This window comes from Streptomyces sp. CB02980 (genome assembly GCF_014451325.2).
Classification (GTDB): domain Bacteria; phylum Actinomycetota; class Actinomycetes; order Streptomycetales; family Streptomycetaceae; genus Streptomyces.
Genome location: NZ_JACSCH020000019.1, coordinates 117,321 through 133,497 on the forward strand (window position 1 = coordinate 117,321; position 16,177 = coordinate 133,497).

Annotated in this window: 13 protein-coding genes and 2 pseudogenes; 9 read left to right on the top strand and 6 right to left on the bottom strand. The window is 72.0% G+C overall.

Going from position 1 to position 16,177, the window contains the following annotated elements:
* Nucleotides 1–4: 4 nt before the first annotated feature.
* A complete protein-coding gene (locus E0F75_RS31980) occupies nucleotides 5–601 on the bottom strand; it encodes a type 1 glutamine amidotransferase domain-containing protein (RefSeq protein WP_267499807.1) in 597 nt (198 codons plus the stop codon).
* Between the two features lie 274 nt (nucleotides 602–875).
* Between E0F75_RS31980 and E0F75_RS31985 the strand changes: the two genes are divergently transcribed.
* Nucleotides 876–1,838 carry a SigB/SigF/SigG family RNA polymerase sigma factor gene (locus E0F75_RS31985; RefSeq protein WP_229314454.1) on the top strand — a complete coding sequence of 321 codons (963 nt, stop codon included), beginning with the start codon at nucleotides 876–878 and terminating at the stop codon, nucleotides 1,836–1,838.
* On the opposite strand, the gene E0F75_RS31990 is transcribed toward E0F75_RS31985, so the two are convergent.
* Together E0F75_RS31990 and E0F75_RS31995 are read right to left on the bottom strand one after the other, a co-directional pair.
* A complete protein-coding gene (locus tag E0F75_RS31990) occupies nucleotides 1,786–2,259 on the bottom strand; it encodes an ATP-binding protein (RefSeq protein WP_229314455.1) in 474 nt (157 codons plus the stop codon). The genes E0F75_RS31985 and E0F75_RS31990 overlap by 53 nt on opposite strands.
* A gap of 13 nt (nucleotides 2,260–2,272) precedes the next feature.
* Nucleotides 2,273–2,662 (bottom strand): STAS domain-containing protein, encoded by a 390-nt coding sequence (locus E0F75_RS31995; protein ID WP_229314456.1) that lies wholly within the window; start codon nucleotides 2,660–2,662, stop codon nucleotides 2,273–2,275.
* 204 nt (nucleotides 2,663–2,866) lie between these two features.
* Between E0F75_RS31995 and E0F75_RS32000 the strand changes: the two genes are divergently transcribed.
* Nucleotides 2,867–5,833, top strand: coding sequence for a HAMP domain-containing protein (locus E0F75_RS32000; protein ID WP_229314502.1), 2,967 nt, complete (start codon nucleotides 2,867–2,869; stop codon nucleotides 5,831–5,833).
* A gap of 43 nt (nucleotides 5,834–5,876) precedes the next feature.
* On the opposite strand, the gene E0F75_RS32005 is transcribed toward E0F75_RS32000, so the two are convergent.
* On the bottom strand, nucleotides 5,877–8,180 hold the full coding sequence (locus tag E0F75_RS32005; protein ID WP_229314457.1) for a SpoIIE family protein phosphatase: 2,304 nt from the start codon (nucleotides 8,178–8,180) through the stop codon (nucleotides 5,877–5,879).
* Nucleotides 8,181–8,882: 702 nt separating this feature from the next.
* Nucleotides 8,883–9,038 carry a hydrophobic protein gene (locus E0F75_RS32010; protein WP_229314458.1) on the bottom strand — a complete coding sequence of 52 codons (156 nt, stop codon included), beginning with the start codon at nucleotides 9,036–9,038 and terminating at the stop codon, nucleotides 8,883–8,885.
* Between the two features lie 253 nt (nucleotides 9,039–9,291).
* Here E0F75_RS32010 and E0F75_RS40175 point away from each other — a divergent pair, with 253 nt between their 5' ends.
* The 6 genes and pseudogenes from E0F75_RS40175 to E0F75_RS32040 all read left to right on the top strand — a co-directional run bounded on the left by E0F75_RS40175 (nucleotide 9,292) and on the right by E0F75_RS32040 (nucleotide 12,926).
* Nucleotides 9,292–9,426: a hypothetical protein gene (locus tag E0F75_RS40175; RefSeq protein ID WP_267499808.1), complete on the top strand. Its 135-nt coding sequence runs from the start codon at nucleotides 9,292–9,294 to the stop codon at nucleotides 9,424–9,426.
* A gap of 47 nt (nucleotides 9,427–9,473) precedes the next feature.
* Nucleotides 9,474–9,878 carry an STAS domain-containing protein gene (locus E0F75_RS40780; protein WP_374115466.1) on the top strand — a complete coding sequence of 135 codons (405 nt, stop codon included), beginning with the start codon at nucleotides 9,474–9,476 and terminating at the stop codon, nucleotides 9,876–9,878.
* A gap of 98 nt (nucleotides 9,879–9,976) precedes the next feature.
* A complete protein-coding gene (locus E0F75_RS32020) occupies nucleotides 9,977–10,438 on the top strand; it encodes a hypothetical protein (RefSeq protein WP_229314460.1) in 462 nt (153 codons plus the stop codon).
* Between the two features lie 140 nt (nucleotides 10,439–10,578).
* A pseudogene (locus tag E0F75_RS32025) lies at nucleotides 10,579–11,049 on the top strand (SRPBCC family protein); the annotation flags it as partial.
* A 329-nt stretch (nucleotides 11,050–11,378) separates the two neighbouring features.
* Nucleotides 11,379–11,964 (top strand): annotated as a pseudogene (locus tag E0F75_RS32035) (HAD family hydrolase).
* An 80-nt stretch (nucleotides 11,965–12,044) separates the two neighbouring features.
* Nucleotides 12,045–12,926, top strand: a complete 882-nt coding sequence (locus E0F75_RS32040; protein WP_229314461.1) for an XRE family transcriptional regulator — start codon at nucleotides 12,045–12,047, stop codon at nucleotides 12,924–12,926.
* A gap of 113 nt (nucleotides 12,927–13,039) precedes the next feature.
* Here the strand turns inward: E0F75_RS32040 and E0F75_RS32045 are convergent, their stop codons facing one another.
* Nucleotides 13,040–14,377, bottom strand: a complete 1,338-nt coding sequence (locus E0F75_RS32045) for a family 43 glycosylhydrolase (RefSeq protein WP_229314462.1) — start codon at nucleotides 14,375–14,377, stop codon at nucleotides 13,040–13,042.
* 837 nt (nucleotides 14,378–15,214) lie between these two features.
* On the opposite strand from E0F75_RS32045, the gene E0F75_RS32050 reads away from it, so the two are divergent.
* Entirely contained in the window at nucleotides 15,215–16,150 is a 936-nt protein-coding gene (locus tag E0F75_RS32050; protein WP_229314463.1) for a hypothetical protein, read from the top strand.
* The last annotated feature ends 27 nt before the right edge of the window (nucleotides 16,151–16,177 follow it).

Genomic DNA, 16,177 nt, shown 5'->3' on the forward strand with positions numbered 1-16,177 from the left:
GGTGTCATTCCCGCTGTTCGCCGGTGTCAAGGGCGTCGACGATCGCCGAAGCGAAGGCGTCGAGGTCCCCGGGCCTGCGGGAAGTGATGAGGGGATGGCGCCCGGAGGTGTCCACGACGACCTCCTGGTCCAGCCATGTGGCGCCCGCGTTCTCCAGGTCGGAGCGGAGCGACGGGTACGAAGTGAGTTCGCGGGCCCCGGCCAGCCCGCTCTCCACGAGCAGCCAGGGTCCATGGCAGATGGCGGCGACGGGTTTGCCCGCCTCGGCGAAGGCCGAGAGGAGACGCCGCGCGTCCCTGTCGGTCCGCAACCGGTCGGCGTTCAGGGTGCCCCCGGGTACGACCACCGCGGCGAATCCGTCCGCCGTCGCCTTCGCCAGAGTCGTGTCCGACGGGACCAGCGCACCCTGTCTGCGGTCCGATACGAGGGTCTGGACCGCCTCGTTCTTCTGCGCTGCGATCGTGACGTGAGCGCCGGCCTCGCGCAGGGCGGCCGCCGGCTTCGTCAACTCGTCCTGCTCCGTGCCGTAGTTCGTCGTGAGGATGAGTACGTTCTTGCCGTCCAGTGACACGTCGGCTCCCTGCTGGGCGTCCCGCTCCATTCGGTCGTGCGCGGGTCGGGCGACCGGCGCACGGCGAGGGCCGCAGCGGCCGAGGCCGTGAGACTTCGGCTGTGACGCCCGCATGGGCGCCGGGCCTCGTCCCTCGCCGCACCTCCTGGCGAACCAGCCGGCCCTCGTATGTCGCGCCTTCCCCGAGAAATCGCTTCAAACCACATAGAACGGGCATCCTTCTCCCAGGACACCCGACGGACCCCCGTCGCTCCTTTCGCGGTCGCGACGGCAGGCCCACCGCCACCGTCGAAGGACTCTCCTCATGTCCACCGTCAGAGCCCCTTCCGCCGCCGCGTGCACTGTCGGCACGGCCGCCGCACGCCCCGTCGGCGCCGGTCCGAGCCCTGTCACGGGGCGCCCTGGGACCGCGGGCGCGACGTTGCGCCGTGCCGCGACGGCCGGGCTCCCCACGCCCGACCGCCCGACCGACGTCTCGACGGATGACGCGCGCACCCTGTCCGTCGCCCTCTTCCGGCGGCTGCGCGAACTCGACGAGGGCACGCCGGAGTACGCGTACGTCCGCAACACCCTGGTGGAGCTCAACCTCAGCATGGTCAAGTACGCCGCCCGTCGCTTCAGGAGCCGCGCGGAGCCCACGGAGGACATCGTGCAGGTCGGCACGATCGGCCTGATCAAGGCGATCAACCGCTTCGACCCCGACCGTGCGGTCGACTTCTCCGCCTTCGCCCTCCCCACGATCGTCGGCGAGATGAAGCGCTTCTTCCGGGACACCAGTTGGGCCGTACGGGTTCCGCGCCGACTCCAGGAGCTCCGCATCGACCTGGCGAAGGCGGCCGACACCCTGGAACAGGACCTCGGCCGTCGCCCCACCCGGGCCGAGCTGGCCGCACGGCTGCACGTCTCGGAGGAGGACGTCGCGGAGGGCCAGCTCGCGGCGCACGGCTACGCCGCCCGCTCCCTGGACGGCCACTCGGATGACAGCGACGCCCCGCCCGGCGCGACGGCGCGGCGGCTGGCGGCCTCGGAGCCCTCCTATGAACTGATCGAGTCCCTGACGGCCCTGCGCCCCCTGCTCGCCCGCCTCGACGAGCGCGACCGGCGCATCCTTGAGCTGCGCTTCGGCGAGGAACTCACCCAGAGGGAGATCGGCCGCCGGGTCGGCCTGTCCCAGATGCACGTCTCGCGCCTGCTCGCCCGCATCCTCACCGAGCTCAGGAAGGGGCTGCTCGACGACGGTCCCACGGCGGACGGGACGGCAGGCTGACCTCCAGCCACACGACCTTGCCCACCGCCCCGGACGCCTTGTCCTCGCTGCCCCAGTCGCCGGCCAGCCGGTCCAGCACCATCAGCCCGTGCCCGCCGGGCTGCGAGGGCGACCGCCCGACCCGCATACGAGGATGCTCGGGGCTGGCGTCGACGACCTCCACCCGCAGCCGCCCGTGCTCGTGCCGCAGGACGAGTTCCTCGGGTCCGCCCGCGTGCAGACACGCGTTGCCGACCACCTCCGACACGAGGAGGAGGACATCACCCACCCGCTCACCCGCCTCGTCGGTCTCCGCCGGAATCCAGCCCCAGTCGGTCAGCGCCTCGGCGGTGAAGTCCCGGCAGCGCGAGACCACGCCCAGCTTCCCGTGCAGCTCGAGCCTGCGGACGTGACTCCGTCGACCGTCAAGGGACTCGACCATGGTTCCCGCCGCCTCAGGGGGCGCTCTCGGCGAGCGCCTCGCCCAGCGTCTCGTACACCTGGAAGACCGCCCGGACCCCGGTGATCTCGAACATCCGGTCCACCGGCGGCCGCAGCCCCACGAGCTCCACCCGCCCACCGTCCTCCAGTGCCCGTAGACGCGCCTTCAGCAGGGCGTTGAGCCCCGACGAGTCGCAGAACGCCAGGGCGGAGCAGTCGACGACGACCCTCCCGGCTCCGACGTGTTCCTCCAGGGCCGCACTCAGCGGGGCCATCGTGTCGCGATCGAGTTCCCCCGCGATCAGCAGGACGTCGGTGTCCGCGCCCGGCACGGGTCGGACCTCGACCGTGAACCGGTCGGGCGGGGACGCGCCCACTCCGGCCACCGGCTGTTCGTCCCGCATGAGCCCACCAGCCCTATCAGACCTTTTGCTCCTTTTGTACCTTAGCTGGAGACAGGACGTTCTGGTGCGAGCAGGTGGCGCCACCAGCGCCGAGCCCGGAGTGAGTGACCGCCCTACAGTGGAGGGGTGGCCGGGGACATCCACGGTGTACGCCGCACTCGCGCCCCTGCCCGCGCCACGATCGTCGTCCTGTGCGAGGTCCCCATGGCAGAGCGCAGACCGCCCCCCAGCCCGGTGCCGACTCACGTGGAGCTGGGCGAGGACGGCCTGCGGCAACTGCTCACGGGACTCACCGCCGTACGGGACGGAGACCTCTCCGTCCGGCTGCCCGACACCGGGGGCGGCATCCTCGCCGAGATCGCCGCGGTCTACAACGACATGGTCGGCCAACTGTCGCTCGTCACCTCCGAGGTCACCCGCGTCGCCGGCGAGGTCGGCGGGCGGGGGCTGCTCGGCGGCCGGATCCGCGAACCCGGCGCGCGCGGGGTGTGGCGGGAGCTGACGTCCGGTGTCAACACGATGGCCGACAACCTGACCTCACAGGTGCGGTCCATCGCCCAGATCGCCACCGCCGTCGCCGGCGGCGACCTCACGCGCAAGATCCGGGTGGACGCGCGCGGCGAGATCCTGGAGCTGAAGGAGACCATCAACACGATGGTCGACCGGCTCTCCTCCTTCGCCGAGGAGGTCACCCGGGTGGCCCGCGAGGTGGGCACCGAGGGAAAGCTCGGCGGTCAGGCCACGGTGCGCGGGGTGTCCGGCACCTGGAAGGACCTCACCGACAACGTCAACTCCATGGCCGACAACCTCACCAACCAGGTGCGCAACATCGCCCAGGTCACCACCGCCGTCGCCCAGGGAGACCTGACCAGCCGGATCGACGTCTCGGCCCGCGGCGAGATCCTCGAACTCAAGACCACCATCAACACGATGGTCGACCAGCTGTCGTCCTTCGCCGCCGAGGTGACTCGGGTCGCCCGCGAGGTCGGCACCCAGGGCAAACTGGGCGGCCAGGCCGAGGTCGAAGGTGTCTCCGGCACGTGGAAACGGCTCACCGAGAACGTCAACGAACTCGCCGGGAACCTGACCCGCCAGGTCCGCGCCATCGCCGAGGTCACCAGCGCCGTCGCCGAGGGAGACCTGACGCGTTCGATCACGGCCGAGGCGCCGGGCGAGGTCGGGGACCTGCGCGACAACATCAACGCGATGGTCGAGTCGCTGCGTGCCACGACCCGGGCCAACGAGGAACAGGACTGGCTCCAGACCAACCTCGCCCGGATCACCGGGCTCCTGCAGGGCACCCGGAGCCTGCCCCAGATCGCCGAACTGATCATGGCTGAACTGCCCCCGCTGGTCGGCGCCCAGTACGGCGCCTTCTTCCTGGCCGCGGACGAGGAAGAGGGCGTCGTGCTCACCATGACCGCCGCCTACGGGTCCCCGGACGCCCCCGGCACCGAGCCGCGCCGCTTCCATCTCGGCCAGTCCTTGGTCGGGCAGGCCGCCCGCGACCGCCACGCGCTCCTCGTCGAGGACGTGCCCGACGGTTACGCCACCATCTCCTCCGGATCGGGATCCGGAGAGCCGATCGCACTGATCGTCCTGCCGATCGTCGTCGAGGAACAGGTCCTGGGAGCCGTCGAGTTCGCCTCGCTCCACCCCTTCACCGGCCCGCGCCGGGAGTTCCTCGACCGCTTCGTGGACAGCGCCGGAGCGGTCCTCAGCTCACTGGTCGCCGATCTCCGCACCGACGAACTCCTCGGCCAGTACCGGCAGCTCGCGGACGAGCTGCGCTCCCGGTCGAAGGAACTGCAGACAAGGCAGCAGGAACTCCAGCGCTCCAACGCGGAGTTGCAGGAGCAGGCCGCCCTCCTCGCCCAGCGCAACAAGGACATCGAATCCAAGAACCTGGTCATCGAGCAGGCACGTCAGGAGCTGGAGGTGAGGGCTCAGCAACTCTCCCGCAACTCCATGTACAAGTCCGAGTTCCTCGCCAACATGAGTCACGAGCTGCGCACACCGCTGAACAGCCTGCTGATCCTGGCCAGACTGCTCACCCAGAACACCCAGGGGAACCTGACGGAGAAGCAGATCGACTACGCCGAGGTCATCCACTCCGCCGGCTCCGACCTGCTCCAGCTGATCAACGACATCCTCGACCTGTCGAAGGTCGAGGCCGGCAAGATGGACATCAGGCACGAGCCGTTCCCCCTCCATGTGCTCACGGAGCACTTGGAGGCCACGTTCGGGCCGGTGGCCGACGAGCGGCAGCTGGAGTTCACCGTCACCGTGGCGGACGACGTACCCGACGAACTGAACAGCGACGAGGCCCGGCTCCGCCAGATCCTGCGCAACCTGCTCTCCAACGCCCTCAAGTTCACCGACGAGGGCCGGGTGGCGCTCACCGTCGAACGGGCGGGTCCCGACGAGACGCCGGCCGATCTGCGCGACGGTCGGCTCGTCCTCGCCTTCCGGGTGACCGACACCGGCGTCGGCATCCCCGTCGAGCAGCTGAGGCTCGTCTTCGAGGCCTTCCAGCAGGGCGACGGCACGGCCGCACGGCGTTACGGAGGCACCGGCCTCGGGCTGTCGATCAGCCGCGAGGTGGCAGGACTCCTCGGCGGGACCATCGAGGCGGAAAGCGTCCCCGACCACGGCAGCGCCTTCACGTTGTATCTGCCCGTGCCCCGGTCGACTCACGACGCCGCACCGCGGACGGCTTCCGACGGCAGCCCGCGGCGGGCTTCGGGCTCCCCCTCCCTCGCCGTCCTGATCGACGAGACCGGCACCGGGAAGGCGACGGACGGTGAGACCGTACTGATCGTCGACGACGACTCCCGCAACGTCTTCGCCCTGACAGAGGTCCTCGAAGCGCACGGCCTGCGCGTGCTGACCGCCGACGGCGGTCGTGCCGGTCTCGACGCGCTCGCCGCCCACGCCGAGGTCCGGCTGGTGCTGATGGACGTCATGATGGCCGGAATGGACGGCTACACCGCCATCCAGGCGATCAGGAGGCTCCCGGGTCGCGAGAGGCTCCCTGTCATCGTGGTGACCGCGAAGGCCATGGCGGGCGACCGCGCCGACGCCATGGAAGCCGGCGCCGACGACTACGTGTCCAAGCCCGTCGACGAGGACGAACTCACCGCCAAGATCCGCTCCTGGCTCAACGGCTGACGGCTCCACCACGAGACGAGGGTCACCGCGCCGGGGGTTCGCCTCAGGACCGACGGACGCCCCCCACCCGCACGGCCACCAGGCTCGTATCGTCGTCGGTGTCCCCGGTCGCCGTGCTGAGCAGTTCGTCCACGAGCCGGCCGGGCTCACGGCCCGCGAGCCGCTCCGCCTCCGCGGCGAGCCGCGCGAGACCCTCGTCCAGTCCGGCGTGACGTCGCTCGATCAGCCCGTCGGTGTACAGCAGCAGCGTGTCCCCGGGGCGCAGGCCGATCCGCTGCTCCCGGTAGGAGAACGCGGGCACCGCACCCAGCAGAACGTCATGCGGCGGGTCGAGCAGCCGCGCCCGGCCGTCCCGCAGCAGCAGCATCGGCAGGTGTCCCGCGCTCGACCAGAGCAGGCCCCCGTCCTCCGGGTCGTACAGGGCGCACACCGCCGTCGCCGTCGTGCCGCCCCCGGTCCGCAGGGTCACTTCGTTGAGCCACCCCATCAGGCGCCGGGGCGAGTCACCGGTGAAGGCGAGCGCCCGTTGGGCGTTGCGCAGCGCCACCATCCCGGTGACCGAGTCGATCCCGTGCCCCGCGATGTCACCCACGGCCACCAGGATCTTGCCGCTCGGCAGCGCCAGCACGTCGTACCAGTCGCCGCCGACCCGGTACTCCTCCGTGGCCGGCCGGTACCGCACGGCCACTGTGAGGTCTCCGGGCAGTTCCAGGGAGGCGGGGACTTCGGGGACGATCGCCCGCTGGAGCTGGAGCGCCAGCTGATGGCGCGTCTCCGCCTGCTGATGCAGCGCGGTGAGCTGGTCGAAGGTCGCCGTCAACGCGGCCTCGGTACGCCGGCTGTCCGACACGTCCTGGTACACCCCGACGATGCCGGTGACCGTCCCTTCGCCGATCAGCGGCTCCGCCGCGACGCGGACGTGGCGCACGGCCCCGCTGGGCAGGATGATCCTCAGGACGGCCTGCCCGCCCGTCTGGTGCTCGGTCAGGGTCTTCAGGAGGTCGGTGAGGGCCGCACCGTCGTCCCGGTGCAGCCGCCCCCGCATGGCCTCCAGAGGGACCGGCGGCTCGTCCCGGTCCAGGCCGAACACCCCGTAGGCCTGCTCGGACCACGAGGTCTCGCCACCGGCGAGGCTGTCCTGGAAGGTGGCCACGCTCTGCAACCGGGCCGTCGCGCGTGCCGTCGCGAGGCCGGGATCCGTCAGGTTGTGCCACAGGACGACGACACGCTCCTCGCCGACCGGCAGCACGCGCACGTCGAGCAGCGGGGCGTGCTCCCCGGCGCGGGCGGGCGTCGGCAGCCGCGCGGCCCGCTGGGCGCGTCGGGTGCTGACGGCCCGCCGCACCATCCTGGCGAGCTCCACGTGGACCAACGGGAAGAACCTGACGAGAGGGGCGCCCTCCTCCCGGTGCGGGCTCCCCAGCGCGGCGACCGCCTCGTCGTTCAGATGGTCGGCGGCCGGCGTCCCGGTGGTGCTGTGGACGCGTAGCAGCGCCGCCGGATGGGTGAGGGAGTCGAGGATGTCGACGAGTACGGGTACCGACACGGCGGGCCGCGCCGAGTCGGCGGTGTCCAGCACTGTGCCCCCCACTCCCAGGAGACCGGTGAGGGCCTGCCGCAGCGTTCCGTCGAAGGCCGTGGGGCCAGGCCAGCCGACCAGGGCCAGACCGACCTGCTTGCCGCGGCGGAAGAGCGGCAGCAGCGCGCGTGCCGCGCGTGCCGAGGGCCCTGGCAGGATCTCCCCGCGGGCCGGCCCCTCTTCCAACCAGACAGGCACGCCCTCCGCGAGGACGGCACGGAACGGCCCCGGAGCCCCTGGAGGAATCCACTGCCACGCCGCGGCTTCGGCTGCGCCGATCCCCGCGTACCCGGCGAGACGAAGACAGCCGTGGTCCACCCGCTGCCAGAGCCAGAGGCTGTCCGCACCGTACGGGGAGAGCCCGTCCCGCAGCAGGGTGCGCGCCGCCTCGGAAGCAGTGGAGGCGGCCTCCGCCTCCGAGGCGGTACGCCGGGCGCGGCGGGCCTCTGCGAGCTGGTCGGCGGCAGTTCCTCCGTACTGCGTCGGGACGGCGTCGGCGGGACCGTCGCTCCCTGCGACGGCGTTCACCACGTCCGCGGCCAGGTCCCCGACCGAAAGACCGGTGGCTTGTGCGAGAGCGGTCAGGTGCTCGGCCGCGTCGGAGGTGGACATCCGCATCTGGGCGGCGAGCACGCCGGCGGCGAGATCGAACAGACGGCGGTGCGCGAGCTGGGCGCGCAACCACCGGTTCTCGGCGATCAGAGCGGCGAATCCGGGATCCACCAGAGCGCCGTACGGTGGTCCTGTGGGCATCGCGGAACCGGTCACGACGGCCTCCGTTCCGCCACAGGTGGACGTCCGGGCACACGCTCGTGTCCGCTCCGCATTCTACGCGTGCCCCCTGCTCGGACGCCGGTCCCGATCACCGTTCCGCGGCGCGTGGCGCTCCAGGTGCGACGTCCGTGAGCGGAGCGCGGCGCGCGGGCCGAGCGGACGGGCTGCCGCGGTCACCGATGGCTTCGACTGCGGCCGACCGACCTTCGACCCGGCCTTGATGTTCCGCGTGATCCATCAGCACCGCGTGCCCCGAAGGCTGGACGCGGTGGTCCACGACCACGTGCCGCAGCTCCGGGCGATCGATGGGCGGCGTTTCCCGGCGAAGAGGAAATCGTCGCCGACTGCGCCTCTGCCGGCTCGCCTTGGAGGACCCGCTGGGCACTTCAGGCTGCGAGGGCCTCGATGAGGTCGACGACGTTCGTGGACTCGGCGGCCGGTTCAGCCTTGGGCGATCTCGTCCAGCGCGACGCACACCGGTGATCTCCAGGGCCTTCGAACGTCCGGGCGCGACGTCCGCCAGTTCCTGGGGGCCCTGACCGCACCGGCCTCACCATGACCACCACCCGCCTCACCGAGCTCCCCCGCTTCCCCTGTCAGGCCGGCTTCCCGAGTCGAGGGTCCGCACGCGAGGCCCTCGACTCACGTCGGGCCGCCAGGTCTACGCCGGGACCTGACGCCCACCTCGGCTCCGGGTCACCACCGGTACCAGCGACCGCTGCCGCTCCGCATCAGGAACCCCAGCAGCCACAGCACGAGCACGGCTATGGCGACCCACCACAGCACGTCGAGCGCGAAGCCCGCGCCGAACAGGATCAGAATCACCAACAGGACGAGAAGCAGGGGAACCATGACGCCACCTCCGAATGCCGCCGGGGGCCACGGGCCATGGTCGGCGCGCAGCCTCCGTTCCCCCGGCGGTTGCCCGTTCTGCACGGTGTCATGCATCCGTCGTACGCGTCGTATCCACCGCACCGGTCGCAGGTCGCACCCGGGGACCTGCGGCCCCGCGTGCAAAGAACCGCGATTCCGACGGTTGTGGGATCGAGCAGCGGGCATGCGCCGTGAGAAGCGCCTTCCGCGACCCGTACGAGGGTGACCGACCATGACCACCGCACGTGAACTCATGACCCCGGACGCGACCCGTGTCCACTGGGCCGAGACACTCGTGGACGCCGCAGGCAAGATGGCCGCCGTCGATGTCGGCGCGCTGCCCATCTGCGGCACGGTCTCCGCCTAGTCCTGACTTCCGTCGCCGTACCGACGCCCGGGCTGGATGCCCTCACCATGACCAGGAACCGACGCCCCGCGCCTGCCACGGCCCGTCCGCCGGCGGATCCCCCGCCCCACCGGGTGGGGAACGGCGGACGTGTCGTCCGGGAAGCCTCGTCCGAGTCCGGCACCGTCCTTCTGACACTGACCGGCTCATTCGGCGTCAGCACCGTGTCCTGCCTGCATGAGGCCCTCACCGACGCACGGCACGAACGGGCGGCCCACACCGTTCTCGACCTCGCGCGGGTCACCTTCGGGGACTCGTCCTTCCTGCACGAACTGCTCTCCGCGCACTTCTCCCACCCCAACCTTCTCCTGATCGGACCGATCCCCCGCCAACTGCACCACCTGTTCCTCCGGACGGGCACCCTTCGCCTCTTCACCGTCGTCCCGGACCGTGCCCGTGTCGGGCTCGCCTGACGCGCCATGGTCGTCGGCGGCCGGAACCGGCAGGGCCTCGCACCCACCTCGCGGAGTTGATTCCCATGCCGCCCGCCACCCGTGCCTCCCGTTCCCCCGTGTCGTACCCCTCTCCCGAGGACGGGAGTGGACTCGCCGCGCGAACCGTCGAACTGATGGAGTTGACGCTCGTCTCCGACGAGCTGGGGAAGTTCACCGTGCCCCTCGAAGACCCGGGTGACGACATCCCGTACGAACTGCCGGAGGGCGCGGTGGTCAGCATCGCGCTGACCTTCCGGCTGGGGGCGGACACCGACGGCCTGATCTTCGAAACCATCAGGGTCCGGGAGGGCGAGGATCCCGTGGCCAGGCGAAGCGCGTTGGGCAGCTTCCGTGCCGGAGGCCCGTACGAGATCCGTCTGCCGCCGGAACGGCTGCCTCTCGGGCGCACCCACTGCGGCACCTACGACGTGACGGCGCGCATGAGCGACGCCGCGGGGATCGAACACGCCCGGGTGAAGCATCGCTTCACGCTCGTCCACCGGCTGCCCGGCGGAGCGGTCGAGGCGTCCGAGGGGTGACGGCCCCGAAGGGGGACGGGAGGGCGGACGGGAACCGGAGCGGGATCTTCACCGGATCGGGCGCCCGTGATTGGGCTCGGCCTCGCCGGGTACGCGCGGAAAGACACCGAATTGTTCGCGATACAGGCAGGAGGCACGACATGAGCATGGTGAAGCAGACGATCGACGTGGACGTTCCCGTGCGGAACGCCTACAACCAGTGGACGCAGTTCGAGGAGTTCCCCAGCTTCATGGAGGGCGTCGAGGACGTCACGCAGGTCGACGACCGACACTGTCACTGGCAGACCAAGATCGCGGGCGTCCGGCGCGAGTTCGACACTGAGATCGTCGACCAGCTGGCCGACGAGCGCATCTCGTGGCGCACCGTCGGAGGCGACGTGAAGCAGAAGGGCGTCGTCACGTTCCAAGGGCTCGACGACGGTCACACCCGGGTGAGTCTCGCCATGGACGTGGAACCCGACGGCATGGCCGAGAAGGCGGCCGACGCGCTCGGCATCCTGGACCGGCGGGTCAAGGGTGACCTCAAGCGGTTCAAGGGCTTCATCGAGGACCACGGTCACGAGACCGGCGGCTGGCGCGGCCGTGTCCGGCCCTCGGACACCGCCGACGGTCCGCCCCGCGGCGGCGGGCTGACGCCGTCCGACGCGCCGGTCCGAGAGGCTCCGGGGACGATGGGCGCGCCCGGTCCGACAAGTACGTCTTCGGGAGCTCAGGAGGCCTGGCCGATGCCGCCCGGCGACTCCGACGGCCCCCGCCTGAGCTGACCACCGGGCGAGTTCCGGCCGGCCTCCCCCCGCGCCGTCCACGCTGCCTGCCGCCCGTCCCCGATACCGGGGGCGGGCGCGACACTGGGGGGTGGCGGCTCAATGCCGAGCTCCCCCGGCCGAGCGGCTTCGAGCAGGCGTCCGCGCACACCCGCGAGGAGGACGCGGCGAAGAGCATCCCGTGCGGAGACGACGTCGACGGAACCCTTGTCTACTCCAACCCTCTTCACCTCCTCGCCTGGTGGGAGGCCTGCCTCAGGGCGACACGAGGTACCGGCCCACGCCGTGCGCCGCGGCATCGGTCAGCCGCGAGACCGGCTCCTGGAGCACGTGCTCGGTGAGGGCCGGGACCGGTCGCGCGACGATCGGCTCAGCACCGGCCACGACACCTTGTACGCCACCTTCTTCGCGGCGGGCCGTCGACGCGGACGACGTGGTCGCCGAAACCGCCACCGCGGACGACGCCGAGGCGGGCAGACCCGCCCCCGATCCGATCGAGCACGCGCCCACCCTGGTGGACGTGGCGCCCGACCGGGCCGTGCTCATCGGCGACACGTCTGGGACATGAAGGCCGCGCGCCGTGCGGACGGCGCGGGCATCGGGCTGCTGTCCGGCGGCACTCCGCGGACCTACCTGACCGAAGCGGGGGCCGCCGCCGTCCACGACGATCCGGCCCGCCTCCCCGGTCAACCGCAGCGGCCGGACTCCTCCGGGAGAGTGGATCCGGTTGCCACCAAGATCGGCCGCGTTCTACGGTTCTGAACTGCTGAAACAGCATGTTCCCCGCCTGCGCGGCCGGTTGACCGCATCCTCGTGTGTGGCTCGAACAGAAGGACGCCCTCATGGCTGCGGACCGGTCGGACGACATGGAACCGGCCCTGGTGCTGGGCCGGGCGCTGCGCGACCTCCAGCGGCGTTCCGGTCGCACGCTCCGCGCCCTCGAAGAGAGTGTGCGCATCAGCGATTCGTCGCTGTCCCGGTACTTCTGCGGCAGCACCGTCCCGCCGTGGTCCACCGTCCACGACCTGTGCAGGGCGCTGGACGGCGACCCGGCCGACTTCCGGCACCTGTGGGAAGCGGCCGACCGGGGCCAGCGCAGACCGGTGCAGGCCGACCGGGCCGGTCAGCGGGACGCGGTACCGCCGCCGCCCGTGACCGGCGGCGACCCGGCAGGAGACGCCCCCTCCGAGGGCGCCCCGAAGCCTCGTCCCTCCCTCCGGAACGGGCGTACCGCGTGGGCCCTTGCCGGGACCGTACTCGGGCTGGTGCTCGGCGCCGGCGGCGTCGTACTCGTACGGCCTTCCGCTCCGGCACCCGGTGACGACGCTCCGCCCGTGGCGACGCACGGCACTTCGGCCACGCGGGAGCACGACAGGATCTTCGTGAGCCGCGCCACGGGAGCCTGTCTCGACGACAGTCTCGACAAGGGCACTCGTTCCTTCCCGTGCAACGGCATGCCGTACCAACGCTGGACCGTCCACACCACGGCGGACGGCGGCACGCAGCTGCGGAACCACGCGACCGGCGAGTGCCTGGATCACGGCGCCGACGGCCTGCGCACCGGACCCTGCGGCCCGGCCGCCTCCCAGCGCTGGACCGTCAGCGCCGGGAGCGACTCGTCGTTCGAGGTCCGCAGCACCGCGACCCGGCGCTGCCTGGACGACAGCCCGGAAGGCCTACGGGTGCTGTCCTGCGACCGAACCGTCCGACAGAGGTGGGCCTGAGCGAGAGAAGTGGGTCCGAGCGAGAGAAGTGGTCTGAGCGAGAGAAGTGGGTCCGCGCGAGAGAAGTGGTCTGAGCGAGAGAAGTGGGTCCGCGCAAAGGTGCGTTGGCGGCTCTACGCCACCTGCACGGCATCCAGCTCCGCGTAGCGCTCCCCCTTCGAAAGGCGCAGAGTGTTCCACCCCTCGTGCAACTCCACCGGGACCTCGCGCGGCTGCCACGCGTCCCAGCCCGTGTACGGGTAGTCGACGGCGCCCGCGGCCGCGCCGTTGACCGTCAGGCCGTGCGTCGCGGCGGCCGGCGCACCCGCCGCGTCCAGCGAGCCGTTGCCGTAGCGGACGGTCAGGGTGTGCGGTCCCGACGAGGCCGCGTAGACCCGGAACTCCACGAAGCTGTCGGCTTCGTCGATGTGCCCGACGGCCCGGTCGCCCCACGCGTCCTTCGCCTCGCGGACCGTCGCCCGGTGCACGCGGGCGAGCTCCGCCTCGTAGAGCGTCTTGCTGCCCCGGACGACCGGGCGGCCGTCCGCGAAGCCGAGGTCCGCCACGTACAGCGCGCGTCGTGAGGGGTCGGCGCCCCGCCCGTGGAAGAGGATCCGGTCCCGGCCGCCGGGGCCGGTCACGACGTCCTGGCCGCCCGGTCCGCCGATCACCCCCGAGAAGGACGTCGTGGTCAGGAGGGGCTCGTCCCCCTTCACGTAAGGGCCGGTGAGGGTGTCGGCGATCGCCCAGCCCGTCGCGTACGCGGCGGTCCGGTAGTCGCCGGCCGAGTACAGGAGGACGTAGCGGCCGTCCCGCTTGACGAGCGTGGGCGCCTCGACGAGGCCGCCCTCCCACCCGCGGTCCTGCCTGAGGAGCCTGACCGGTTCCCCCGTGACGCGGGTGCCGTCCCACGAGACGGGCTGGATGTGGAGCCAGGTGTCCAGTCGGCAGCAGTTCCCGTCGCTCTTCCAGAGCAGGTGGCGGGTGCCGTTCTCGGTGTAGCTCGACGCGTCGATCGCGCCGCCCGCCTCCGTCGGGCAGACCAGGGCGCCGTCGCCGGCCGGACGGAAGGGGCCGTCGGGCGAGGACGCCAGGGCGGCGCCGATGCACTGGCGCCCGCCGACGCGGTCGCGTGCCGTGTACTGGAGGGTGAATCCGTCGCCGTTGTCGAAGACCTCCGGGGCCCAGACGTCGTGCGGGGGGTCGGGCCTGACCCAGTCGCCCAGCACCGGCAGGACGTCCTGCTCGTCGACCGTCCAATGGACCAGGTCGGTGGAGGTCGCGTGCTGGACGTTCCGGCCGGCGACGTTGGTGGCGTAGGCGTGGAACACCCCGCCGACCGCCACGACGTCCGGGTCGGCGAACTCCCGGTCGAGAACGGGTGCGGTCGGGGCGGGAGTGGCGGCACCGACCGGGAGAAACCGCAGTGCCGCCGCCGTCCGGCCCCGCGCCGGCTCGGGGGGCGCCGCCATCCGGAGCCGGTTCGACGCCGCTGCCGATATCACCGCAGTGGCCCCGACCGACTCCGGTACAGACACCCGGCTCGGAGCCGACTCCGGTGCCATCACCCGGCCTCGGACCGAGTCCGGTACGGCCGCCGGGGCCCGGATCGAATCGGGTGTCGTGGCTCCGGCGGGGAACAAGGCGAGACAGGCGGCCGCGCCCAGGGCCGCCATGGCCACGGCGAAGCCTCGGCGGGGAAGAACAGGCCCCCGGCCGATCGCCCCGGTGGCCCGGCGGCGCCCCGCACCCGCCCGACGGAACGGTCCGCCTCCTGGCTTGGTCCGTTGGTGCACGGATCGGCTCCTTCCGCTCCGGTCGTCGCGCGCTCGCGGACGACGCCGTCGACGACGCTCTCCTCCCCACGCCCTGGAGGCGCGGAGCACACCACGAGAACGACGCGGCGGTCGTCGCGTTGCGCGGTCGGCCGGACGACCCGGGGTACGGCCGACGCCGTACCCCGATGGCCGTACCGCCCGCCCGCCGTCCCTGTCCCGGGCTCGCCCGTGTCCCGGGACAGCGACGTCCCCGCAGGTCAGAGAGGTGTGGATCCCGCGACATCCCGACTTCGCCGAAGCACCCGGGACACGCTTGCGGCGCGCTCGCCGAACGGCACAGACTTCGGTTGTCCGGCCGCCGCACCGCTCGACAGCGGCGCGCCTCGGCCGGACGTCCCGACCCCCTGCTGTCCCCTGGTGCCCCCTGCCCACCGCTACGGCGAATCCACGGAACGCGGCACCAGGGCAGGCGGCGCACCCGCACCGCGGACCGTCACGGGACCGCACCCCAATCCACCGCAGGAGATCCCCATGTCCCGGAACAGCCATGCCCGCCGCTCCCTGCTTGCCGCCGCCGTGGCGGTCACCTGCACCACGATCGCGCTCTCCGTCACCGTGCAGTGGGCCCCCGACGGGCCGCCGACGGGCGAACGGCCGCCCCCGCTGCGCCCCATCGGCGCGACGGTGACCACTTCGGACGACCGGCTGCTGCACGACGCCGAGCAACGGCTGCTGAGCGACTGCATGAGCCGGCACGGATTCACGTACCGCGTGTTCCCACTCGGCGACGAGCCGGACTCCACGCTCTTCCCGTACGTCGTCGACGACGAGGCCTGGGCCCGGCGGCACGGCTACGGTGCCGAGCTGCGCCGGCAGCGGGGAGCCCTCGTGAAGAACGATCCGAACCGCGCCTACTTCGCCGCTCTGCCGGCGGACCGCAAGGCCACGGCGCTGGTCGCCGCCAACGGACCCTCCCCGGACGGGCTGACCGTACGCCTCCCGGGCGGCGGAACCATGCGCCGCAGCGATCGCGGCTGTGTCGCGGAGTCCCAACGGCGGCTCTACGGAGACCTCGGCGCCTGGTTCCGGTCATCGACCCGGGTGGGCACCCTGCAACAGATCCTCCGGAGCCGGGTCGTGGCCGACACCGGCTATCAGAGGAGCCTCGGCGTGTGGCGGCGGTGCATGGGGCGTATCGGGTACGCCTTCGCCACGCCGGCAGCCGCCCGTGCCGCCGCGCTCTCCCCCGTACGCCCCCTTCCCAAGGGCCGCGAGATCGGCCTCGCCCTGGCGGAGGTGCGGTGCGCCGTGGAGTCGGCGCTGTCCCGCACGGCCCGGCGTCTCGACGCCCACCACGACAGGCTCCTCGCCGAGGAGTACCGCGCGGACGTCGAGACGCGGGACCGGCTGAGGGCCGCCGCGCTCCCCCGTGCCCGCCGGATCCTCAGCGACGTCCCGCAGGCCTGACCCGCCTGCCCCTCTGCTCCGCCACGT